The 19,297-nt window shown below is 61.5% G+C and carries 15 protein-coding genes and 1 pseudogene; 9 read left to right on the top strand and 7 right to left on the bottom strand.

Annotation, left to right across the window (positions count from 1 at the left end; all coding sequences use genetic code 11):
- Position 1: 1 nt before the first annotated feature.
- Together GF111_RS14380 and cbpA are read right to left on the bottom strand one after the other, a co-directional pair.
- Positions 2-307: a chaperone modulator CbpM gene (locus GF111_RS14380; RefSeq protein ID WP_038878171.1), complete on the bottom strand. Its 306-nt coding sequence runs from the start codon at positions 305-307 to the stop codon at positions 2-4.
- A gap of 5 nt (positions 308-312) precedes the next feature.
- Positions 313-1,275, bottom strand: a complete 963-nt coding sequence (cbpA, locus tag GF111_RS14375; protein ID WP_047729683.1) for a curved DNA-binding protein — start codon at positions 1,273-1,275, stop codon at positions 313-315.
- A 230-nt stretch (positions 1,276-1,505) separates the two neighbouring features.
- On the opposite strand from cbpA, the gene greB reads away from it, so the two are divergent.
- The 5 genes from greB to GF111_RS14350 all read left to right on the top strand — a co-directional run bounded on the left by greB (position 1,506) and on the right by GF111_RS14350 (position 7,928).
- A complete protein-coding gene (greB, locus tag GF111_RS14370; RefSeq protein ID WP_038878177.1) occupies positions 1,506-1,979 on the top strand; it encodes a transcription elongation factor GreB in 474 nt (157 codons plus the stop codon).
- Between the two features lie 157 nt (positions 1,980-2,136).
- The gene (locus GF111_RS14365) at positions 2,137-4,470 is read left to right on the top strand and encodes a Tex family protein (protein ID WP_080490594.1); all 2,334 of its coding nucleotides are present in this window, start codon (positions 2,137-2,139) and stop codon (positions 4,468-4,470) included.
- Positions 4,471-5,076: 606 nt separating this feature from the next.
- Positions 5,077-5,301, top strand: coding sequence for a ferrous iron transporter A (gene feoA, locus GF111_RS14360; protein WP_047730823.1), 225 nt, complete (start codon positions 5,077-5,079; stop codon positions 5,299-5,301).
- A 72-nt stretch (positions 5,302-5,373) separates the two neighbouring features.
- Positions 5,374-7,689 carry a Fe(2+) transporter permease subunit FeoB gene (gene feoB, locus GF111_RS14355; protein WP_147190212.1) on the top strand — a complete coding sequence of 772 codons (2,316 nt, stop codon included), beginning with the start codon at positions 5,374-5,376 and terminating at the stop codon, positions 7,687-7,689.
- The gene (locus GF111_RS14350) at positions 7,689-7,928 is read left to right on the top strand and encodes a FeoC-like transcriptional regulator (RefSeq protein ID WP_048232091.1); all 240 of its coding nucleotides are present in this window, start codon (positions 7,689-7,691) and stop codon (positions 7,926-7,928) included. The genes feoB and GF111_RS14350 overlap by 1 nt, the downstream gene beginning before the upstream one ends.
- A 41-nt stretch (positions 7,929-7,969) precedes the next feature.
- Here GF111_RS14350 and GF111_RS14345 read toward each other — a convergent pair whose 3' ends face one another.
- Together GF111_RS14345 and bioH are read right to left on the bottom strand one after the other, a co-directional pair.
- Positions 7,970-8,254 (bottom strand): YdgH/BhsA/McbA-like domain containing protein, encoded by a 285-nt coding sequence (locus tag GF111_RS14345; RefSeq protein ID WP_038878189.1) that lies wholly within the window; start codon positions 8,252-8,254, stop codon positions 7,970-7,972.
- A 270-nt stretch (positions 8,255-8,524) separates the two neighbouring features.
- Positions 8,525-9,295 carry a pimeloyl-ACP methyl ester esterase BioH gene (gene bioH, locus GF111_RS14340; protein WP_147190210.1) on the bottom strand — a complete coding sequence of 257 codons (771 nt, stop codon included), beginning with the start codon at positions 9,293-9,295 and terminating at the stop codon, positions 8,525-8,527.
- A 40-nt stretch (positions 9,296-9,335) separates the two neighbouring features.
- On the opposite strand from bioH, the gene gntX reads away from it, so the two are divergent.
- Together gntX and GF111_RS14330 are read left to right on the top strand one after the other, a co-directional pair.
- The gene (gene gntX / locus GF111_RS14335) at positions 9,336-10,019 is read left to right on the top strand and encodes a DNA utilization protein GntX (RefSeq protein WP_147190208.1); all 684 of its coding nucleotides are present in this window, start codon (positions 9,336-9,338) and stop codon (positions 10,017-10,019) included.
- A gap of 58 nt (positions 10,020-10,077) precedes the next feature.
- Positions 10,078-10,224 carry a hypothetical protein gene (locus GF111_RS14330; RefSeq protein ID WP_370633458.1) on the top strand — a complete coding sequence of 49 codons (147 nt, stop codon included), beginning with the start codon at positions 10,078-10,080 and terminating at the stop codon, positions 10,222-10,224.
- Positions 10,225-10,234: 10 nt separating this feature from the next.
- On the opposite strand, the gene GF111_RS14325 is transcribed toward GF111_RS14330, so the two are convergent.
- Positions 10,235-10,932, bottom strand: a protein-coding gene (locus tag GF111_RS14325) for an IS1 family transposase (protein WP_223433957.1) whose coding sequence is annotated in 2 segments (ribosomal slippage) — positions 10,235-10,683 and positions 10,683-10,932 — 699 coding nt in all. Because the reading frame shifts where the segments join, the coding sequence is not laid out codon by codon here.
- A 48-nt stretch (positions 10,933-10,980) separates the two neighbouring features.
- Here GF111_RS14325 and nfuA point away from each other — a divergent pair.
- Positions 10,981-11,430, top strand: a pseudogene (gene nfuA, locus GF111_RS14320) (Fe-S biogenesis protein NfuA); the annotation flags it as partial.
- 185 nt (positions 11,431-11,615) lie between these two features.
- Here the strand turns inward: nfuA and malQ are convergent.
- Both malQ and malP read right to left on the bottom strand, forming a co-directional pair.
- The gene (gene malQ, locus GF111_RS14315; RefSeq protein WP_147190207.1) at positions 11,616-13,706 is read right to left on the bottom strand and encodes a 4-alpha-glucanotransferase; all 2,091 of its coding nucleotides are present in this window, start codon (positions 13,704-13,706) and stop codon (positions 11,616-11,618) included.
- Positions 13,707-13,715: 9 nt separating this feature from the next.
- Positions 13,716-16,121 carry a maltodextrin phosphorylase gene (malP, locus tag GF111_RS14310; protein ID WP_147190205.1) on the bottom strand — a complete coding sequence of 802 codons (2,406 nt, stop codon included), beginning with the start codon at positions 16,119-16,121 and terminating at the stop codon, positions 13,716-13,718.
- Between the two features lie 460 nt (positions 16,122-16,581).
- Here malP and malT point away from each other — a divergent pair, with 460 nt between their 5' ends.
- On the top strand, positions 16,582-19,296 hold the full coding sequence (gene malT / locus GF111_RS14305; protein WP_162419964.1) for an HTH-type transcriptional regulator MalT: 2,715 nt from the start codon (positions 16,582-16,584) through the stop codon (positions 19,294-19,296).
- The last annotated feature ends 1 nt before the right edge of the window (position 19,297 follow it).

The following is a 19,297-nucleotide window of genomic DNA, read 5'->3' as shown; positions in this document are numbered from 1 at the left end:
GTCAGGAAGTCTGCAGGAAACGCGCCAGTTGCCGGCGCAGCTGCCGGTTCTCTTGCTGCAGCGTATCAACCCGGTCGAGCAGCGTCAGCGCCATGGCGATCCCCGGCCAATCCAGATCCAGCTCGGCCCGCAGCCTGCGCGCCCGCTGCAGATGGCTCAGCGCCGGGTAATCGAACTCCCAGCTCGGCTGCGCCGGCTCCAGCGGCACGATCACGCCCAGGCCGACGATCTCGACCAGCTCATCCTCTGAAATCTCCACCCTCTGACACAGTTCCACCACGGTGAATGTGATCTCTTTTTTCATCATGTGCTTTACTCCCATTCCGCGCGCGGGTTGAACGCCGCCTGTTCAGCCAGTTCTCGCCACAGGGCGCTGGCCTTCTCGTTCGGCTTCGGCGGCATCACCACCTTGAGAATGACATACAGATCGCCGGGCTCTTTCTTGCCCGCCAGCCCCTTGCCCTTGACCCGCAGCCGTTTGCCGCTCTGGCTGCCGGCCGGCACGGTCAACGCGATTTTGCCGGTCAGCGTCGGCACCTCGATGCTGGCTCCCAGCGCCGCTTCCCACGGGGCGAGCGGCGCCACGATGCTCAGGTTGTGGCCATCAATCTCGAACAGCGGATGCGGCGCGAGGCGGATGACCAGATACAGGTCGCCGTTCTGGCCGCCGCCCACGCCGGCAACGCCCTGCCCCTTGAGGCGAATGCGCTCGCCGTCGCCCACACCGGCCGGGATTTTCACGTTCAGCGTTTTGCTGGCTTCGCTCACCTGCCGCCCCAGCTCGTCGAACACCGGCAGCTTGTAGGAGATCTCGCGGCTTTGGCCATGCAGCGTTTCCTCGAGGAACAGCGGCACCTCCATCTCGAGATCCTGGCCGCGGAAGCCATGCCCGCCGTGCGAGTGCGAAGCGGAGCGGTGCCCGCCCGCAGCACGCCCGCCGAACATGCTTTCGAAGAAATCGGAGAAGTCTTGCGCGTCGGCGCCGCCGCCGTGCCATGAAGCGCTCTGCTGATAGCCGCCGTGATCGCCGCGCGCCTGCCGGCCAAAGTTCGGATCGTTGCGGTGCAGCCGGATCTGATCGTACTCGGCACGGCGCTCTTCGTCCTTCAGCACCTCATAGGCTTCGGCCAGCTCCTTGAATTTGCTCTCGGCGTCTTCTTCGGTGCTCACGTCAGGGTGATATTTACGCGCCAGCCGGCGGTAGGCCGTTTTGATGGTTTTCAGATCGGCGTTGGGCTCGACGCCCATCGTTGCGTAGTAATCTTTAAATTCCATGCGGTAATACCTTCAATGTGTTGGGTTGTGCGCCAAAATTCCTTGTCTCTCTCGCCAGATATCCTCCTTTCGTCACATTCCTTTTCCGCTATCGCTAAGCATACTCCCGATTGTTAAAAGCTGCGCAAACTGAATAAAAACCGTGCGACAACGCGCAGGCCCGCGCACCATTTCTAAAGCCCTGCGCATTCACGTACACTGTGGCGGTGGCCCCATAAAGATAAATCACGATGAGAACTCAACTGATAACCCGTGAAGGGTATGACAAGCTCAAACAAGAGCTGGATTACCTCTGGCGCGAAGAACGCCCCGAGGTGACCAAGAAAGTGACCTGGGCCGCCAGCCTGGGCGACAGAAGCGAAAACGCCGACTACCAGTACAACAAGAAGCGGCTGCGCGAAATTGATCGCCGCGTCCGCTATCTGACCAAATGCCTGGAGCAGCTGAAGATCGTCGATTACTCCCCGCAGCAGGAAGGCAAAGTGTTCTTCGGCGCCTGGGTGGAAGTAGAGAACGAAGACGGCGAGACCAAACGCTTTCGCATCGTCGGTTACGACGAGATCTTCGGCCGCAAGGATTACATCTCCATCGACGCGCCGATGGCGCGCGCCCTGCTGAAAAAAGAGGTCGGGGACGTCGCCACCGTCAATACGCCGCTGGGCGAGGCGCAGTGGTACGTGAACGAGATAGACTACCCGAAGTAAGCTTTCAGCTTTTTCCGAACCGCCGCCAACGCCGCCGCCTGCGCAGTTCTCCACGCGGCGGCCGCGCGGCGGCGGCCCGCTCCGCTGGCATTTTCCGCGATCAATCCGTATAACTGTCCCCTGTTTATTCACCGTTCTCAATACAGATACCAGACCTATGAATGACCCACTGAGCCGCATTATTGCAACAGAACTGCAGGCCCGGCCGGAGCAAGTCGACTCCGCCATCCGTCTGCTGGATGAAGGTAATACCGTGCCCTTTATTGCACGCTATCGTAAGGAAGTCACCGGGGGCCTGGACGACACCCAACTGCGCCAGCTGGAAACCCGCCTGGGTTATCTGCGTGAACTGGAAGATCGTCGCCAGACCATCCTGAAGTCGATTGATGAACAGGGCAAACTGACCGAACAACTGGCGGGGGCGATCAACGCCACGCTGAGCAAGACCGAACTCGAAGACCTCTACCTGCCGTACAAACCGAAGCGCCGCACCCGCGGCCAGATCGCCATCGAGGCCGGTCTGGAACCGCTGGCGGACGTGCTGTGGCAGGATCCGCAACAGCAGCCGGAACAGCTGGCTGAACGCTACGTCGATGCCGACAAGGGCGTGGCGGACGTCAAAGCCGCCCTCGACGGCGCGCGCTATATCCTGATGGAGCGCTTCGCCGAAGACGCCGCGCTGCTGGCTAAGGTGCGCGACTACCTGTGGAAAAACGCCCATCTGGTGTCCAAAGTCGTCGAGGGCAAGGAAGAAGAAGGCGCCAAGTTCCGCGACTATTTCGATCATCACGAACCGATTTCTCAGGTGCCTTCGCACCGCGCGCTGGCGATGTTCCGCGGCCGCAACGAAGGCGTGCTGCAGCTGGCGTTGAACGCCGATCCGCAGTTTGAGGAAGCGCCGCGCGAAAGCCAGGCGGAGCTGATCATCATCAATCACCTCAACCTGCGCCTGAACAACGCCCCGGCCGACGCCTGGCGCAAGGCGGTGGTCAACTGGACCTGGCGCATCAAGGTGCTTCTGCACCTGGAAACCGAGCTGATGGGCACGGTGCGCGAGCGCGCGGAAGACGAAGCGATCAACGTGTTCGCCCGCAACATGCACGATCTGCTGATGGCGGCGCCGGCCGGCATGCGAGCCACCATGGGCCTCGATCCGGGCCTGCGCACCGGGGTGAAAGTCGCCGTGGTCGACGCGACCGGCAAGCTGGTCGCCACCGACACCGTCTACCCACACACCGGGCAAGCGGCCAAAGCCGCCGCCATCGTCGCGGCACTGTGTATCAAACATAACGTGGAGCTGGTGGCCATCGGCAACGGCACCGCCTCGCGTGAAACCGAGCGCTTCTATCTCGACCTGCAAAAGCAGTTCGCCGAGGTCCGGGCGCAGAAAGTGATCGTCAGCGAAGCGGGCGCATCGGTGTATTCCGCGTCCGAACTGGCGGCGCTGGAATTCCCGGATCTCGACGTGTCGCTGCGCGGCGCGGTGTCCATCGCTCGTCGTCTGCAGGATCCGCTGGCGGAGCTGGTGAAGATCGACCCGAAATCCATCGGCGTCGGCCAGTATCAGCACGACGTCAGCCAGAGCCAGCTGGCGAAGAAGCTGGACTCGGTGGTGGAAGACTGCGTGAATGCCGTCGGCGTCGATCTGAACACCGCGTCGGTGCCGTTGCTGACCCGCGTGGCCGGCCTGACGCGCATGATGGCGCAAAATATCGTCAACTGGCGCGACGAGAACGGCCGCTTCAGCAACCGTGAACAGCTGCTGAAAGTCAGCCGCCTGGGGCCGAAGGCCTTCGAACAGTGTGCCGGCTTCCTGCGCATCAACCACGGTGACAATCCGCTGGACGCTTCCACCGTTCACCCGGAAGCCTACCCGGTGGTGCAGCGCATTCTGGCCGCCACCGAGCAGGCGCTGCAGGACCTGATGGGCAACGCTTCGGCGGTGCGCAGCCTGAAAGCGGTCGATTTCACCGACGACAAGTTCGGCGTACCGACGGTCACCGATATCCTGAAAGAGCTGGAGAAACCGGGCCGCGATCCGCGTCCGGAGTTCAAAACCGCGACCTTTGCCGAAGGGGTGGAAACCCTCAACGATCTGCAGGTGGGCATGATCCTGGAAGGGTCGGTCACCAACGTCACCAACTTCGGTGCCTTCGTGGATATCGGCGTGCATCAGGACGGCCTGGTGCACATCTCCTCGCTGGCGGACAAGTTCGTTGAAGATCCGCACACCGTGGTGAAGGCCGGCGACATTGTCAAAGTGAAGGTGATGGAAGTCGATCTGCAGCGTAAACGCATCGCGCTGAGCATGCGCCTGGATGAGCAGCCGGGCGAAGGTTCACCGCGCCGCGGCGGCAACGCGCCAGCGCAGGCACGCGACAACGCCAGCCGTTCGGCCGGCGCCAACAAGGCCAAACCGCGCAACGCGGCGCCGGCCGGCAACAGCGCCATGGGCGACGCGCTGGCGGCGGCGTTCGGTAAGAAACGCTAAGTCGGAACCGACAGGGCGGAGCCTGCTCCGCCCTTTCTGATGAATAAAACCTGCGGCATTTTTTGACCCGTCTCAATAAACCGTCATCTTTTTATGTCCCGTTCCTGCGTGACCGTCCTCCCATTATTCAGGCAATAAAAATCCTCTCCGCAGCCATTTATTAACAACTTCGTTAACACGCCTGTTTCATCTCGCGAATTGTGAACGAAACACAAATGGTTACCGCTCGCATTACGCCGGAATAATGTTATTGAATTGCCTTTCGGGGGAAATAAATAAAGGGAAAAAACCATCGAAGTTTGCAAACGAGAAAACTCGGATACAAATACGTAACTGATTTAACTCGTCATTCTCATTTGTTCCCGCTCGCCAGCGGTGGTAAAACGTCATTAATCCAGGCAACGCCATCAAAAACTGTCGTCGCCATAATAATTGGTTACAATACCCTTACTTTTTGCATTGAACGCGATAATGATAATGACTATTATTTGCGCTCACTTTATTGCATGACCTTATGGATGAATACCGCCGACGGCGTGGCATTTTCGCCGGCAACGTCCAATTATCATCAGTCCGATGTTCATCGGCACCCGGAAGGTTAATCACATGCAGCTTCAACCTAAACGCACGTATAAGATTGTCGGCTTTTCCGGTGAAATTGCGCCGGCCTACCGCCAGAAACTGTTATCGCTCGGCATGCTACCCGGCTCTTCGTTCGACGTGGTGCGCGTCGCGCCGCTGGGCGATCCGATAGAAATTAAAACCCGCCGCGTCAGCCTGGTGCTGCGCAGGAAGGATCTGGCGCTGCTGCAGCTCGACGGCCAGTTCTGAGCCGGCACGCCCTCCGTTTGCCGACGCGCCCTTGCGCCGGCGCTGTTCTCCTTGAAGACGACACGCTGAACTATGAAAAAACTCACCATCGGCTTAATCGGTAACCCGAACTCCGGCAAAACCACGCTGTTCAACCAGCTGACCGGCGCACGCCAACGGGTCGGCAACTGGGCGGGCGTGACGGTCGAACGCAAAGAAGGCCATTTCACCACCCCGCAGTCCGACGTGCGGCTGGTCGATTTGCCGGGCACCTATTCCCTGACCACCATTTCAGAGCAAACCTCGCTCGATGAGCAGATCGCCTGCCACTACATTTTGAGCGGCGACGCCGATCTGCTGATCAACGTGGTCGACGCCTCCAACCTGGAGCGCAACCTCTATCTGACGCTGCAGCTGCTGGAGCTGGGCATTCCCTGCATCGTGGCGCTCAACATGCTCGACATCGCCACAAGCCAGCATATCGATATCGACGTCGCCGCGCTGTCGGCGCGCCTCGGCTGCCCGGTGGTGCCGATGGTCTCCACCCGCGCCGACGGCATCGGCGTGCTGAAACAGATGATCGACAATCACCACATCAACGAACAGCAGGCGCTGGTGAACTATCCGCCGCTGTTGCTGAAAGAGGTCGCCACGCTGAGCGACGCCATGCCGCAAACGCTGCCGGCAGTACAGCGCCGCTGGCTGGCGCTGCAGATGCTGGAAGGCGACATCTACAGCCACCGGCTGGCCGGCCCCGCCGTCGCACTGCTGCCTGCGGCCACCCAGGCGTTGCAACAGCAGCAGCAAGAAGACCCGGCGCTGGTGATCGCCGACGCGCGCTACCAGTCTATCGCCGCCCTGTGCGACGCGGTCAGCAACTCGCAGCAGGCGATGCCCAACCGCCTGACCGAGATGCTGGATAAAGTGATCCTCAACCGCTGGCTGGGTGTGCCGATCTTCCTGCTGGTGATGTACCTGATGTTCCTGCTGGCGATCAACATCGGCGGCGCGCTGCAGCCGATCTTTGATATCGGCTCGGCGGCGATCTTCATTCAAGGCATTCAGTGGCTCGGCTACACCCTGCACTTCCCCGACTGGCTGACCGTTTTCCTGGCGCAGGGCGTCGGCGGTGGCATCAACACCGTGCTGCCGCTGGTGCCGCAGATCGGCATGATGTACCTGTTCCTGTCCTTCCTGGAAGACTCCGGCTACATGGCGCGCGCGGCGTTCGTGATGGATCGCCTGATGCAGGCGCTCGGGCTGCCGGGCAAATCCTTCGTGCCGCTGATCGTCGGCTTCGGCTGCAACGTGCCGTCCATCATGGGTGCCCGGACGCTGGACGCCCAGCGCGAGCGCCTGATTACTATCATGATGGCGCCGTTCATGTCGTGCGGTGCCCGTCTGGCGATCTTTGCGGTGTTCGCCGCCGCCTTCTTCGGCCAGGACGGCGCCGGGGTGGTGTTCTCGCTGTACATGCTCGGCATTGCGGTGGCGATCCTCACCGGTCTGGTGCTCAAATACACCATCATGCGTGGCGAGGCCTCGCCGTTCGTGATGGAGCTGCCGGTCTACCACGTGCCGCACCTGAAAAGCCTGCTGCTGCAAACCTGGCAGCGTCTGAAAGGCTTCGTGCTGCGCGCCGGTAAGGTGATCGTGGTGGCCAGCATGTTCATCGGCGGCCTGAACAGCTTCTCGTTCAGTAGCAAGACGGTCGACAATATCAACGACTCCGCGTTGGCCTCGGTCTCCAAGGTGTTGACGCCGCTGCTGCAGCCGATGGGCGTCCACAGCGATAACTGGCAGGCCACCGTCGGTCTGGTGACCGGCGCGATGGCGAAAGAAGTGGTGGTCGGCACGCTGAACACGCTGTACACCGCCGAGCACATCAACAAAGAGGCGTTCGACGCCGCCAACTTCAACCTGCTCGATGAGCTGGGCGGCGCGCTGAACGAAACCTGGGACGGCCTGAAAAACACCTTCAGCCTGAGCGTGCTCTCCAACCCAATCGAAGCCAGCAAGGGTGACGGCGAGATGGGCGTCGGCTCGATGGGCGTGATGAGCAGCAAATTCGGCTCAGGCATCTCCGCCTACAGCTACCTGATCTTCGTGCTGCTGTATGTGCCTTGCGTCTCGGTAATGGGCGCCATCGCCCGTGAATCGAGCCGCGGCTGGATGACCTTCTCTATTCTGTGGGGGCTGAACGTGGCCTACTCGCTGGCGACGCTGTTCTACCAGGTGGCCACCTTCAACCAACACCCGCAGTACAGCCTGACGGCGATCCTGGTGGTGCTGGCGGTGAACCTGCTGGTGCTGTTCGGCCTGCGCCGGGCGCGCAGCCGCGTTACGGTACGCCTGGGCAACGCTACGCCGGCGGCCTGTTGCCAGGGCGCCAAGGGGAGCTGTCACTGATGGCCGGGCTGCTGCAGGTGCGCGATGCACTGGCGCTGCTTGGCAGCGCTCAGGCGCAGCAGCTCAGCCAATCGCTGGCGACGCCGCTGCCGTTGGTGCAGGCGATGCTGGACCGTTTGGCGGCGATGGGAAAAGTAGAGCGTATCGAACAGGATGACGGCGCCTGTCTGAGCGGCAGTTGCAAAGGCTGCCCGCAGGGCCAGGGGTGCAGCACGGTTTTCTACCGGCTGAAGGCCTAACGATCAGGGGCGCCGCAGCGGCGCCCCTTGCCGTTGAAGGCTTATTGCTTGTCTTTGTAAACTTCAGCGATGGCGCTGAATTTACCGTGCTCGCGGCCTGCCAGGATCACGTAGTATTGACCGCCCTTTTCGTCCGCCAGTTTGGACAGCTCATCCTTGGCATCCATCGGCGAGGTGGTCTGCGCCGTGGTGGTCACGGTGCCGATCTTCTCGTATTTACCCGGGTTCTTATCCAGATCTTCCTTGGTCAGCAGGGTTGCCGCCATGGAGCCGAAAGACACCGAACCCAGCACTGTCGCTGCAATAATCATCTTCAATGATTTCATGACACTAACCTCTCAATGGATAATTTATCTGTTATGAAAGCCGTCAAGAATCCATGCGTAGTACATCAGGCTGCCGCGACATCCTCAGGCCTCGTTGCTTTCCCTGACGGGGCCTGTTTCCCAGAGACGAAACGCCAAAATGAAAAGCGCCGCGCGCGGTCTTTTCATTTTGCAGCCAACGCATTGACTCACTAAGTATCGAACAGCTTTGTCTTTTATCCACCCGGCGGCGTTTTTTTTCGCGCCCTATCGTGCGTTTTCCCGCCGCATTCAATGTGCTGCAATAAACGCTTCGATCATCGTCACAAATTCGTCGGGATGAGAGATAAACGGCGCATGGGCGGCTTTGGCCACGAGCTGCGACGTAGAATTCGGCCAGGCGGCGTCGAGCAGCTCGGCGACCTTGCGCGGCACCAGCCCATCCAGATAGCCGTAAATCCGCAGCAGCGGGAGCTCCAGCGCGGCCAACGGCGCACGCAGATCGGCGGTGCGCAGAATCTCCAGCCCGCCGTTCAACACCTCGACGCTTGGCGTCGGCTGGTTGAGCACCACCGCTTTCAGCTGGCGCGCATCCTGACGCGCGCTCTCGGTGCCCAGCGTCTGCAACGCCAGAAAACGCTCGACGGTGCGCTGGAAATCCAGGCTCAGCTGGTGTTGAAAACCGCTCAGCACGTCCGGGCGGATCCCCGGCCACTCATCACGGGCGGCAAAGCACGGCGAGGAAGCCACGGTGATAAGCCCTTTGACCCGCTGCGGTTGCATCAGCGCCGCCTGGCTGGCAACCAGCCCGCCGAGCGACCAGCCTAGCCACCAGGCCTGCGGCGGAGCGGCCGCCAGCACGATCTCCGTCATCTGTTCCAGCGACAGGGCGCCGAACCCCTGGCTGCGGCCGTACCCCGGCAGATCGACCAGGTGCAGGCGAAAATGCGGCGCCAGTCGCGCCTGAATGCAACTCCACACTTCGGCGTTCAATCCCCAGCCGTGCAGCAGCACAAGATCGCGTTCGCCTTCACCTATTGTTTGCCAGTACAGCGCTGTCATTGGTTATTGTCCTTTCATGCTTATCCGTCTCGGAGGCTCTATGCTATCAATCCGCAGCCGCTGTTGGCTATGCCGACAGCCGTTGAGCCTGATGCGTCATGGCATCTGCAGCTGCTGCCTGCGCCATCTGCCGGCCAGCCCACCGTGTTGCCCGCGCTGCGGGTTGCCCGCCGGGGAGACGCGAACGCCCTGCGGCCGCTGCCTGCAACGGCCGCCGCCCTGGCAACGGCTGGTGTTCGTTGGCGACTACGTTGCGCCCCTCAGCCAACTGGTAAAGAGGTTCAAGTTTCACCACGCGCCCGAGCTGGCACCGGCGCTGACGCGCCTGATGCTGTTGCGCTGGCAGCTGGCGCGCAGAGAGCAGTATCTGAACAGACCCGACCTGATTTTAGCGGTACCCTTGCATGCATCACGCTGCTGGCGCCGCGGCTATAACCAGAGCGATCTGCTGGCCCGGCCGCTGGCGCGCTGGCTGGGCTGCCCCTATCGGCCCGCCGCCTTGCGCCGGGTACGCAAGACCGCCCTGCAACAGCGGCTGAACGCCGGAGCGCGCAGGCGCAATCTGCAGCGCGCGTTCATCTGCACCGTCTCGGTCGCCGGCCGGCATATCGCCCTGGTGGATGACGTGGTGACCACCGGCAGTACCGTCGCGGAGATCGCGGCGCTGCTGCGGCGGCAAGGCGCCGCCTCGGTGCAGATATGGTGCGTTTGCCGCACGTTGTAGTGCCACGGCAATGGGCGTATTATAACCGACTATAGAAGTCAACTATTGAGCTAATGCTATGATCCGTATAACAGATGCTGCACAGGAACACTTTGCCAAACTGCTGGCAAATCAAGAAGAAGGCACCCAAATCCGCGTATTCGTGATCAACCCGGGCACGCCGACGGCCGAATGCGGTGTCTCTTATTGCCCGCCGGACGGGTAATGACTCCAACTTACTGATAGTGTTTTATGTTCAGATAATGCCCGATGACTTTGTCATGCAGCTCCACCGATTTTGAGAACGACAGTGACTTCCTGCCCAGCCTTGCCAGATGTTGCCTCAGATTCAGGTTATGCCGCTCAATGCGCTGCGTATATCGCTTGCTGATAACGTGCAGTTCTCCCTTCAGGCGTGATTCATAAAGCGGCCAGCCATCCGTCATCCATACCACGACCTCAAAGGCCGACAGCAGGCCCAGAAGACGCTCCAGCGTGGACAACGTGCGTTCACCGAATACGTGCGCCACAACCGTCCTCCGTATCCTGTCATACGCGTAAAACAACCAGCGCTGGCGTGATTTAGCGCCGACATAACCCCACTGTTCGTCCATTTCCGCGCAAACAATGACGTCACTGCCCGGTTGTATGCGTGAGGTTACCGACTGCGGTCTGAGTTTTTTAAGTGACGTAAAATCGTGTTGAGGCCAACGCCCATAATGCGTGCACTGGCGCGACATCCGACGCCATTCATGGCCATATCAATGATTTTCTGATGCGTACCGGGTTGAGAAGCGGTGTAAGTGAACTGTAGCTGCCATGTTTTACGGCAGTGAGAGCAGAGATAGCGCTGATGTCCGGCAGTACTTTTACCGTTACGCACCACGCCTTCAGTAGCTGAACAGGAGGGACAGCTGATAGAAACAGAAGCCACTGGAGCACCTCAAAAACACCATCATACACTAAATCAGTAAGTTGGCACCATTACCCGCCGGACGCGGTAGAAGCGACGGATACCGAACTGAAGTTCGACAAACTGTCTGCCTATGTCGATGAGCTGAGCGCGCCGTATCTGGAAGACGCCGAAATCGACTTCGTGACCGACCAGCTGGGTTCTCAGCTGACGCTGAAGGCGCCGAACGCCAAAATGCGCAAGGTCGATGACAACGCGCCGCTGATGGAGCGCGTGGAATACGTGCTGCAGTCGCAGATCAACCCACAGCTGGCGGGCCACGGCGGCCGCGTGACGCTGATGGAGATCACCGACGACAACATGGCGATCCTGCAGTTCGGCGGCGGTTGCAACGGCTGTTCGATGGTCGACGTCACGCTGAAAGAAGGCATCGAGAAAGAGCTGCTGCAGAAGTTCCCGGAGCTGAAGGGTGTGCGTGATTTGACCGAGCACCAACGCGGCGAGCACTCCTACTACTGATTCCCCTTCTTACTTGAAGTTGCAGCGTTGTTGGCTGCGTGCGCGCCCCCCAGTCACTTACTTAAGTAAGCTCCTGGGGATTTACGCACTTGCCGCCTAGCTGCAACTCCAATTAATTCGGGTATCCATCATTTGGATAGGGCTACGATCTTCATCCTTTGTCTTAATACAACGACACTCGATCGTCACCCCACCGACACCTTGCGCCGCCGTTTGTCCAAATCCTTCAGCAGCCGGTTTATCCGCGGATCGGCGAACATCTCCTCCAGCGTTTGGGTCAGCTTGCGCCGCCAGTTAGGGTACTGATCGCTGGTGCCGGGAATATTGACCGGATCGGCCATGTCCAGCCAGTCTTCCGGCTGCAGGCCGAGCAGGGCGCTGGCGCTGTCGGCGACATAACGCTGCAGGCCGCGGTTAAGCAGCGGGCTCATGCCGAGCAGCGCCGCCCTCTTGCCCACCTTCTGCGGCACGCAGCCATAGCGATGCAACCCGTCAAGCAGCCCTTGCTTGGCGCGTTCCCGATCGGCGAACAGCTCCCGCAGGATCTCCGCGTCCGGATAGAGCCCCAGTCGGTTGCCCAGCGTCAGATCGCCGCTTTGCCAATAGCCGCGCAACGTCGGCAGATCGTGGGTGGTGATGGTCGCCATCGCCTGCACCGGATAGGCCTGCGGCGCGCGGAAATGGTGTTCACCATCGCTTTCGAAATACAGCACTTTGTAAGAATAGACGCCACTGTCGCGCAGCTTGCCGACGATCTCTACCGGCACGGTGCCGAGATCCTCGCCGATCACCATGCAGCGGTGGCGCTGGCTTTCCAGCGCCAGCACCGCCAGCAGATCGTCCACCGGGTATTTGACGTAGGCGCCGCGATCGGCGGTTTCGCCATAAGGGATCCACCACAGCCGCAGCAGCGCCATGACGTGATCGATACGCAGCGCGCCGCAGCTGGTCATGTTGGCGCGCAAAAGATCGATGAACGGCTGATAACCGCGCGCCGCCATCACGTGCGGATCCATCGGCGGCAGGCCCCAGTTTTGCCCCAGCGGCCCCAGGATGTCCGGCGGCGCGCCGACCGACGCTTTCAGGCAGTACAGCTCGCGGTCGCACCAGGTTTCCGCCCCGCCTTCCGCCACCCCGACCGCCAGATCGCGATACAGACCAATCGGCATCTGCTGCTGCCGGCTCTGCTCAAAACACTGCGCAAACTGCGTGGCCGCCAGCCATTGCAGCCACAGGTAAAAGCGGACCGCGTCCTGATGTTCGTCGCAGAACTGCCGCACCGCTTCGCTCTGCCCCCGCCGATAGCCCTCGGGCCAGGCCGGCCATCCCCACTGGCTGGCGTCTTTGGCCGCCAGGTGGGCATGCAGCGCGTCGAACGCCGCCTGCTGATACAGGCTGTCGCCGCCCTCAGTCACGAACCGTTCGAACGCCTGACGCTGCGCGTCGTTCGGCTTGCGCGCCTGAAACAGCGGGAACGCCAGCTTCAGCGCCGCCAGCTTCAGCTGCATCACGGCGGTGTAATCCACCCACTCCGCGGCGCGCGCCTTGGCCAACTGCTTCTGCGTCGCCGGCTTCTGCCACCAGCGCTGCGCCGCATCGCTGCGCTGGAAATCCTCCACCGCGTTGACGTCGATATACGCCAGATTCAGCCAGCGGCGCGACGAGGGGCTGTAAGGGCTGGCGCTCTCCGGGTTGGCCGGATACAGCGCATGGATCGGATTGAGACCGACGAAGGCACCGCCGCGCTCCCCCACCTGCTCCACCATCAGACGCAGATCGCCGAAATCGCCGATGCCCCAGTTGCGATCGGAACGCAGCGTATACAGCTGAACGCAGGCGCCCCACAGTTTCTTGCCGGTCAGCAAGGCGTCCGGCTCGAAGCAGCGCCTCGGCGCGACGATCACTCGGCATGGCCACTGCCGTGCGCCCTGGCTCAGCGTCAATTGGTGATACCCCGCCGGCAGGTCGCCGGGCAGCGTCAGGGTCTTGCGCGCGCCGACGCGCCCCTGCAGGCATTCGCCGTCTTCACGCTGCAGCGCCCACAGGTAGTCGCCTTCGCCCGCCGGGGTCAGCACCAGCGGCGCGCCCTGATAGAACACCTTGACCGCCGGCAACGGCGATGCCGCCCCTTCCTGCGCGGCATCGGCCCGGCTCATGGCCGCCAGCAGCTTGCGCTTGGTCTCCGGCTCAATCGCCTGCCGCTTGCCGTGGGCATTGATGAAATCGGCAGCGATCCCCGCCTGCGCTGCCGCCTGATCGATACGCTTACGATCCATTCGCTCTCCTTAACGTTTGGCTTGCCAGATGCGCTGCTGGTAATCGCGAATCGAGCGATCCGAGCTGAACATGCCGACGCGCGCAGTGTTAAGGATAGTCCGCCGCGTCCATTCGTCCCGATCGCGATACAGTTCGTCGACCCGGCGCTGCGCCTGGCAGTACGAGGCGAAGTCCGCCAGCACCAGATAGGGATCGCCGCCTTCCAGCAGGCTGTGCAGCATCATGTCGAACGCGTGCTTGTCGCCGTGGCTGAACGCGCCGCTCGCCAGCTCGTCCAAAATCGCCTTCAGGTGCTTGTCTTTTTTACGGTAGCTGAGCGGATCGTAGCCCTTCGCCAGTATCGCCTTCACCTGCTCCACGGTATTGCCGAAGATAAAGATATTGTCTTCGCCCACCTGCTCGGCGATTTCGACGTTGGCGCCGTCCAGCGTGCCGACCGTCAGCGCGCCGTTCAGCGCCAGCTTCATGTTGCCGGTGCCGGAGGCCTCTTTGCCGGCGGTGGAGATCTGCTCGGAGATATCCGCCGCCGGGATCATCAGTTCGGCCACCGACACGCGGTAGTCGGGAATGAACGCCACTTTCAGGCGATCTTTCACCAACGGATCGTTATTGATCTTCTCGGCCGCCTGGTTGATCGCGTAAATGATGTTTTTCGCCAGGTAGTAGCCCGGCGCCGCCTTGGCGCCGAACAGGAAGACGCGCGGCACGATGTCAAGATTCGGGTTGTCGCGCAGCTGGCGATACAGCGACAGGATGTGCAGCAGGTTCAGGTGCTGGCGTTTGTACTCGTGCAGACGTTTGATCTGCACGTCGAAAATTGCGTCCGGGTCGAGCGTCAACCCCATCACGCCGTGCACGTAATGGGCCAGCGCCACCTTGTTGTCACGTTTGATCTGCTGATAACGCTGGCGGAACGCCGCGTCGTCGGCGAATTTTTCCAGCCCGCGCAACGCATCGAGATCGTTCGCCCATTCCACCTTCAGCGTCTCGTCGATCAGGCCCGACAGCGCCGGGTTACACTGTTTCAGCCAGCGACGCGGCGTGATGCCGTTGGTGACGTTATGGAATTTGTTCGGCCACAGCTGGTGATATTCCGGGAACAGATCTTTCACCACCAGATCCGAGTGCAGCTGCGCCACGCCGTTGACCGCAAAGCCGCTGACCACGCACAGGTTGGCCATGCGCACCTGCTTGTTGTGATGCACCGCCAGTTTGGCCCACACCGCCTCGTCGCCCGGCCAGTGCTTATCCACCTGCTTTTTGAACCTGGCGTTGATCTGTTTGATGATTGAGAAATGACGCGGCAGCAGGCTGCGCACCAGTTTTTCATCCCAACATTCCAGCGCTTCCGGCATCAGGGTGTGGTTGGTATAGGCGAAGGTGTTGCTGGTGATCGCCCAGGCTGCCTCCCACTCCAGCTGGTGTTCGTCCAGCAGAATGCGCAGCATTTCCGGAATGGCGATGGTCGGGTGGGTGTCGTTCAGCTGGATCACTTCGTACTTCGGCAGCTCTTCAATCTTGCGGCCGGCCTGATGGTGCTTGCGCAAAATGTCCGCCACCGAGCAGGCGCACTGGAAATACTGCTGCATCAGGCGCAGGCGCTTGCCGGCCTGATGGTTGTCGTTCGGGTAGAGCACCTTAGTCAGCTTGTCGGCTTCTACGCCCTGCTTCTCCGCCTGCAGGAATTTGCCGTCGTTGAAATCGCTCAGGTTGAACGGATGCTGATGGGTCGCCTGCCACAGGCGCAGCGGCTGCGCCACGCCGTTGCGATATCCCAGCACCGGCAGATCCCAGGCTTCGCCGCGCAGGGTGAAGGCCGGGCGCCACAGTTCACGGCCGTCGGCCTGCTTTTCCAGCTTGCCGCCGATGCCCACGTCCACCGCCAGCGCGGCGTTGTGGCGGAACCACGGGTAGCTCTCGCGCTGCCAGTTATCCGGCGCCTCTTGCTGCTGCCCGCCCTGGAACGACTGGCGGAACAGCCCGTACTGGTAGTTCAGCCCATAGCCGGTGGCCGGCTGCTCCACCGTCGCCATCGAGTCGAGGAAACAGGCCGCCAAGCGCCCCAGCCCGCCGTTGCCCAGCGCCGGATCGGTTTCCTGCTCCAGCAAATCCGCCAGCTTGACGTTCTGCTCCGCCAGCGCCTGCTCGACGGTGTCGTACCAGCCCAGGTTGATCAGGTTGTTCGCCGTCAGCCGGCCGATCAGAAACTCCATTGAGATGTAGTTCACGTGGCGCAGCGGTTTGGCGCTTTTGCGTGGCGCCGGCTGAGTGGCCAACTGCTCGGCCAGCGCCGCACTGACGGCTTCCCACCATTGATGCTGCGTCATCTGCTGTGCGGAACTGAGGCCGAACCGTTGCCACTGGCGGGCAAGCGCCGCCAGAAAAGCATCCTTCTTGAGCGTAGGCTGTGACATAAGGAAAACTCTCTATCCAGTAAGTGGGTCAAATTGCCGCTATCGTGCCGGTGAGAAAGCCTGACGGCATCATCCCGCCTGGGGATTAGCTGGGGAGGAGGATTGGGGCGTAGCTGGAATTGTGATCTCAGGCACTTTTTGACTCCCTTGCAACGATGCAAAAAAGCCCGCCAACGCGTGCGGCGAGCACTGAGAACGTTAACCATGACGTTAGCACAAGTATTCGCACTGCTGAAGTTTTGTCCATGGCCGGAAATGCGATCTGCAACCGCCTCGCCGCGCGCCGGCGCCAAACGTAAAAAAGTGTGATCGATAGCAACTTAACTCCAAGCCGATGCGGAAGCTTGTTGCAATACGTTTAGGGTTGGCAGAAGTTAGGGGGAGCTATTAATTACGAACCATAAAATAATTAGCACCACTCCAATCCCGGCGGGAACCGCGATTTATACCCTGGAATACTATGCTGATCCCATCAAAACTGAGCCGCCCGGTACGGCTGCAAAATACCGTGATCCGCGATCGCCTGCTGGCCAAACTGGCCAGCGCGGGCAATTATCGCCTGACACTGGTCAATTGCCCGGCGGGATACGGGAAAACCACGCTGATCGCCCAATGGGCGGCCGGCAAGGCCGATTTGGGCTGGTATTCCCTGGATGAGAGCGACAACCAGCCGGAGCGCTTCGCCAGCTACCTGATCGCCGCGCTGCAGCAGGCCAGCGGCGGCCGCTGCGTCAAGAGCGAGGCGCTGAGCCAGAAGCATCAGTACGCCAGCCTGTCGGCGCTGTTCGCCCAGCTGTTTATCGAGCTGGCCGACTGGCACCAGCCGCTGTACCTGGTGATCGACGACTACCACCTTATCACCAACGACGCCATCCACGAAGCCATGCGCTTTTTCCTTCGCCATCAGCCGGAAAACCTGACGCTGATCCTGCTCTCACGCACCCTGCCGCCGCTCGGCATCGCCAATCTGCGGGTGCGCGATCAGCTGCTGGAAATGGGTACGCAGCAGCTGGCGTTTACCCATCAGGAAGCCAAACAGTTCTTCGACTGCCGCCTGGCGGCGCCGATGGAACAGCAGGACAGCAGCCGCCTGTGCGACGAAGTCGAAGGCTGGGCCACCGCGCTGCAGCTGATCGCGCTGTCGGCCCGTCAGTCCGCCTCGTCGGCCCAGCTGTCGGCCAAGCGCCTGGCGGGGCTGAACGCCAGTCACCTGTCAGACTACCTGGTGGACGAAGTGCTGGATCACGTCGATGCCGATGCGCGCGCCTTCCTGCTGCGCTGTTCGGTGCTGCGCTCGATGAACGACGCGCTGATCGTGCGGCTGACCGGCGAAGACAACGGCCAGCAGCGGCTGGAGGAGCTGGAGCGTCAGGGGCTGTTTATCCACCGCATAGACGACACCGGCGAATGGTTCAACTTCCACCCGCTGTTCGCCTCTTTCCTGCGCCAGCGTTGCCAGTGGGAACTGGCGCTGGAGCTGCCGGGGTTGCACCGCGCCGCTGCCGAAGGCTGGCTGGCGCTGGGGTATCCGGCGGAGGCCATTCACCACGCGCTGGCGGCCAGCGACGTCAGCATGCTGCGCGATATCCTGCTGCAACACGCCTGGTCGCTGTTCCACCACAGCGAACTGGCCTTGCTGGAGGAGTGCCTCAACGCGCTGCCGTATGAGCGCCTGATCCAAAACCCCAAGCTGGCGCTGCTGCAGGCCTGGCTGGCGCAGAGCCAGCACCGCTACGGCGAGGTCAACACCCTGCTGGAGCGCGCCGAGCGCACCATGCGCGAACAGAAAATCGAGATAGACCAAACGCTGCACGCCGAGTTCGACGCCTTGCGCGCCCAGGTGGCGATCAACGCCGGCAAACCGGAAGAAGCCGAGCGGCTGGCGACCGAAGCGTTGAAATTCCTGCCGCTGTCCAGCTACTACAGCCGCATCGTCGCCACCTCGGTGACCGGCGAAGTGCACCACTGCAAGGGCGAACTGGCGCGCGCGCTGCCGATGATGCAGCAGACCGAGCAGATGGCGCGTCGTCATCAGGCGAACCATTACGCGCTCTGGGCGCTGCTGCAGCAGAGCGAAATCCTTATCGCCCAAGGCTTCCTGCAGGCCGCTTACGAAACCCAGGACAAGGCGTTCGAACTGATCCGCGAGCAGCACCTGGAACAGCTGCCGATGCACGAATTTCTGCTGCGCATCCGCGCCCAGATCCTGTGGTCATGGTCACGGTTGGACGAAGCGGAAGACGCGGCGCGCGCCGGGCTGAAAATTCTGGCCAACTACCAACCGCAGCAGCAGCTGCAGTGCATCGCCATGTTGGCCAAATGCTCGCTGGCGCGCGGCGATCTGGACAATGCCAATACTCACCTGCAGCGCTGCGAAACCCTGCTGCACGGCGCCCATTACCATCGCGACTGGCTGACCAACACCGACAAGTCACGGGTGATCCACTGGCAGATGACCGGCGACACCGCCGCCGCCGCCCAGTGGCTGCGCCACACCGAAAAGCCCGGCATGGCGGACAACCACTTCACGCAGGGCCAGTGGCGCAACATTGCGCGGGTGCAGATTCTGCTCGGCCAGTATGACGAGGCCGGCGTGGTGCTGGATGAACTGAACGAGAACGCCCGCCGGCTGCGGCTGGTGAGCGATCTCAACCGCAACCTGCTGCTCAGCAACCAGCTGTACTGGCTGCAAGAGCGCAAGGGCGAAGCGCAGCAGGCGTTGATCGAAGCGCTGTCGCTGGCCAACCGCACCGGCTTTATCAGCCATTTCGTCATCGAGGGCGAAGCGATGGCGCAGCAGCTGCGCCAGCTGATCCAGCTCAACACGCTGCCGGAGCTGGAACAGCATCGTGCCCAGCGCATTCTGCGCGACATCAACCAGCATCATCGGCACAAGTTCGCGCATTTTGACGAGAACTTCGTCGATAAGCTGCTGACCCACCCGCAGGTGCCGGAGCTGATCCGCACCAGCCCGCTCACCCAGCGCGAATGGCAGGTGCTGGGGCTGATCTATTCCGGCTACAGCAACGACCAGATCGCCGGTGAGCTGGACGTGGCGGCTACCACCATCAAGACGCACATCCGCAACCTGTACCAGAAGCTCGGCGTGGCCCATCGCCAGGAAGCGGTGCAGCAGGCGCAGCAGCTGTTGAAGATGATGGGGTACGGCGCCTGAG

The sequence above is a fragment of the Serratia sp. HRI genome, assembly GCF_010119335.3.
Taxonomy (GTDB): Bacteria; Pseudomonadota; Gammaproteobacteria; order Enterobacterales; family Enterobacteriaceae; genus Serratia; species Serratia nevei.
This window is presented reverse-complemented; position numbering and strand designations above follow the sequence as displayed.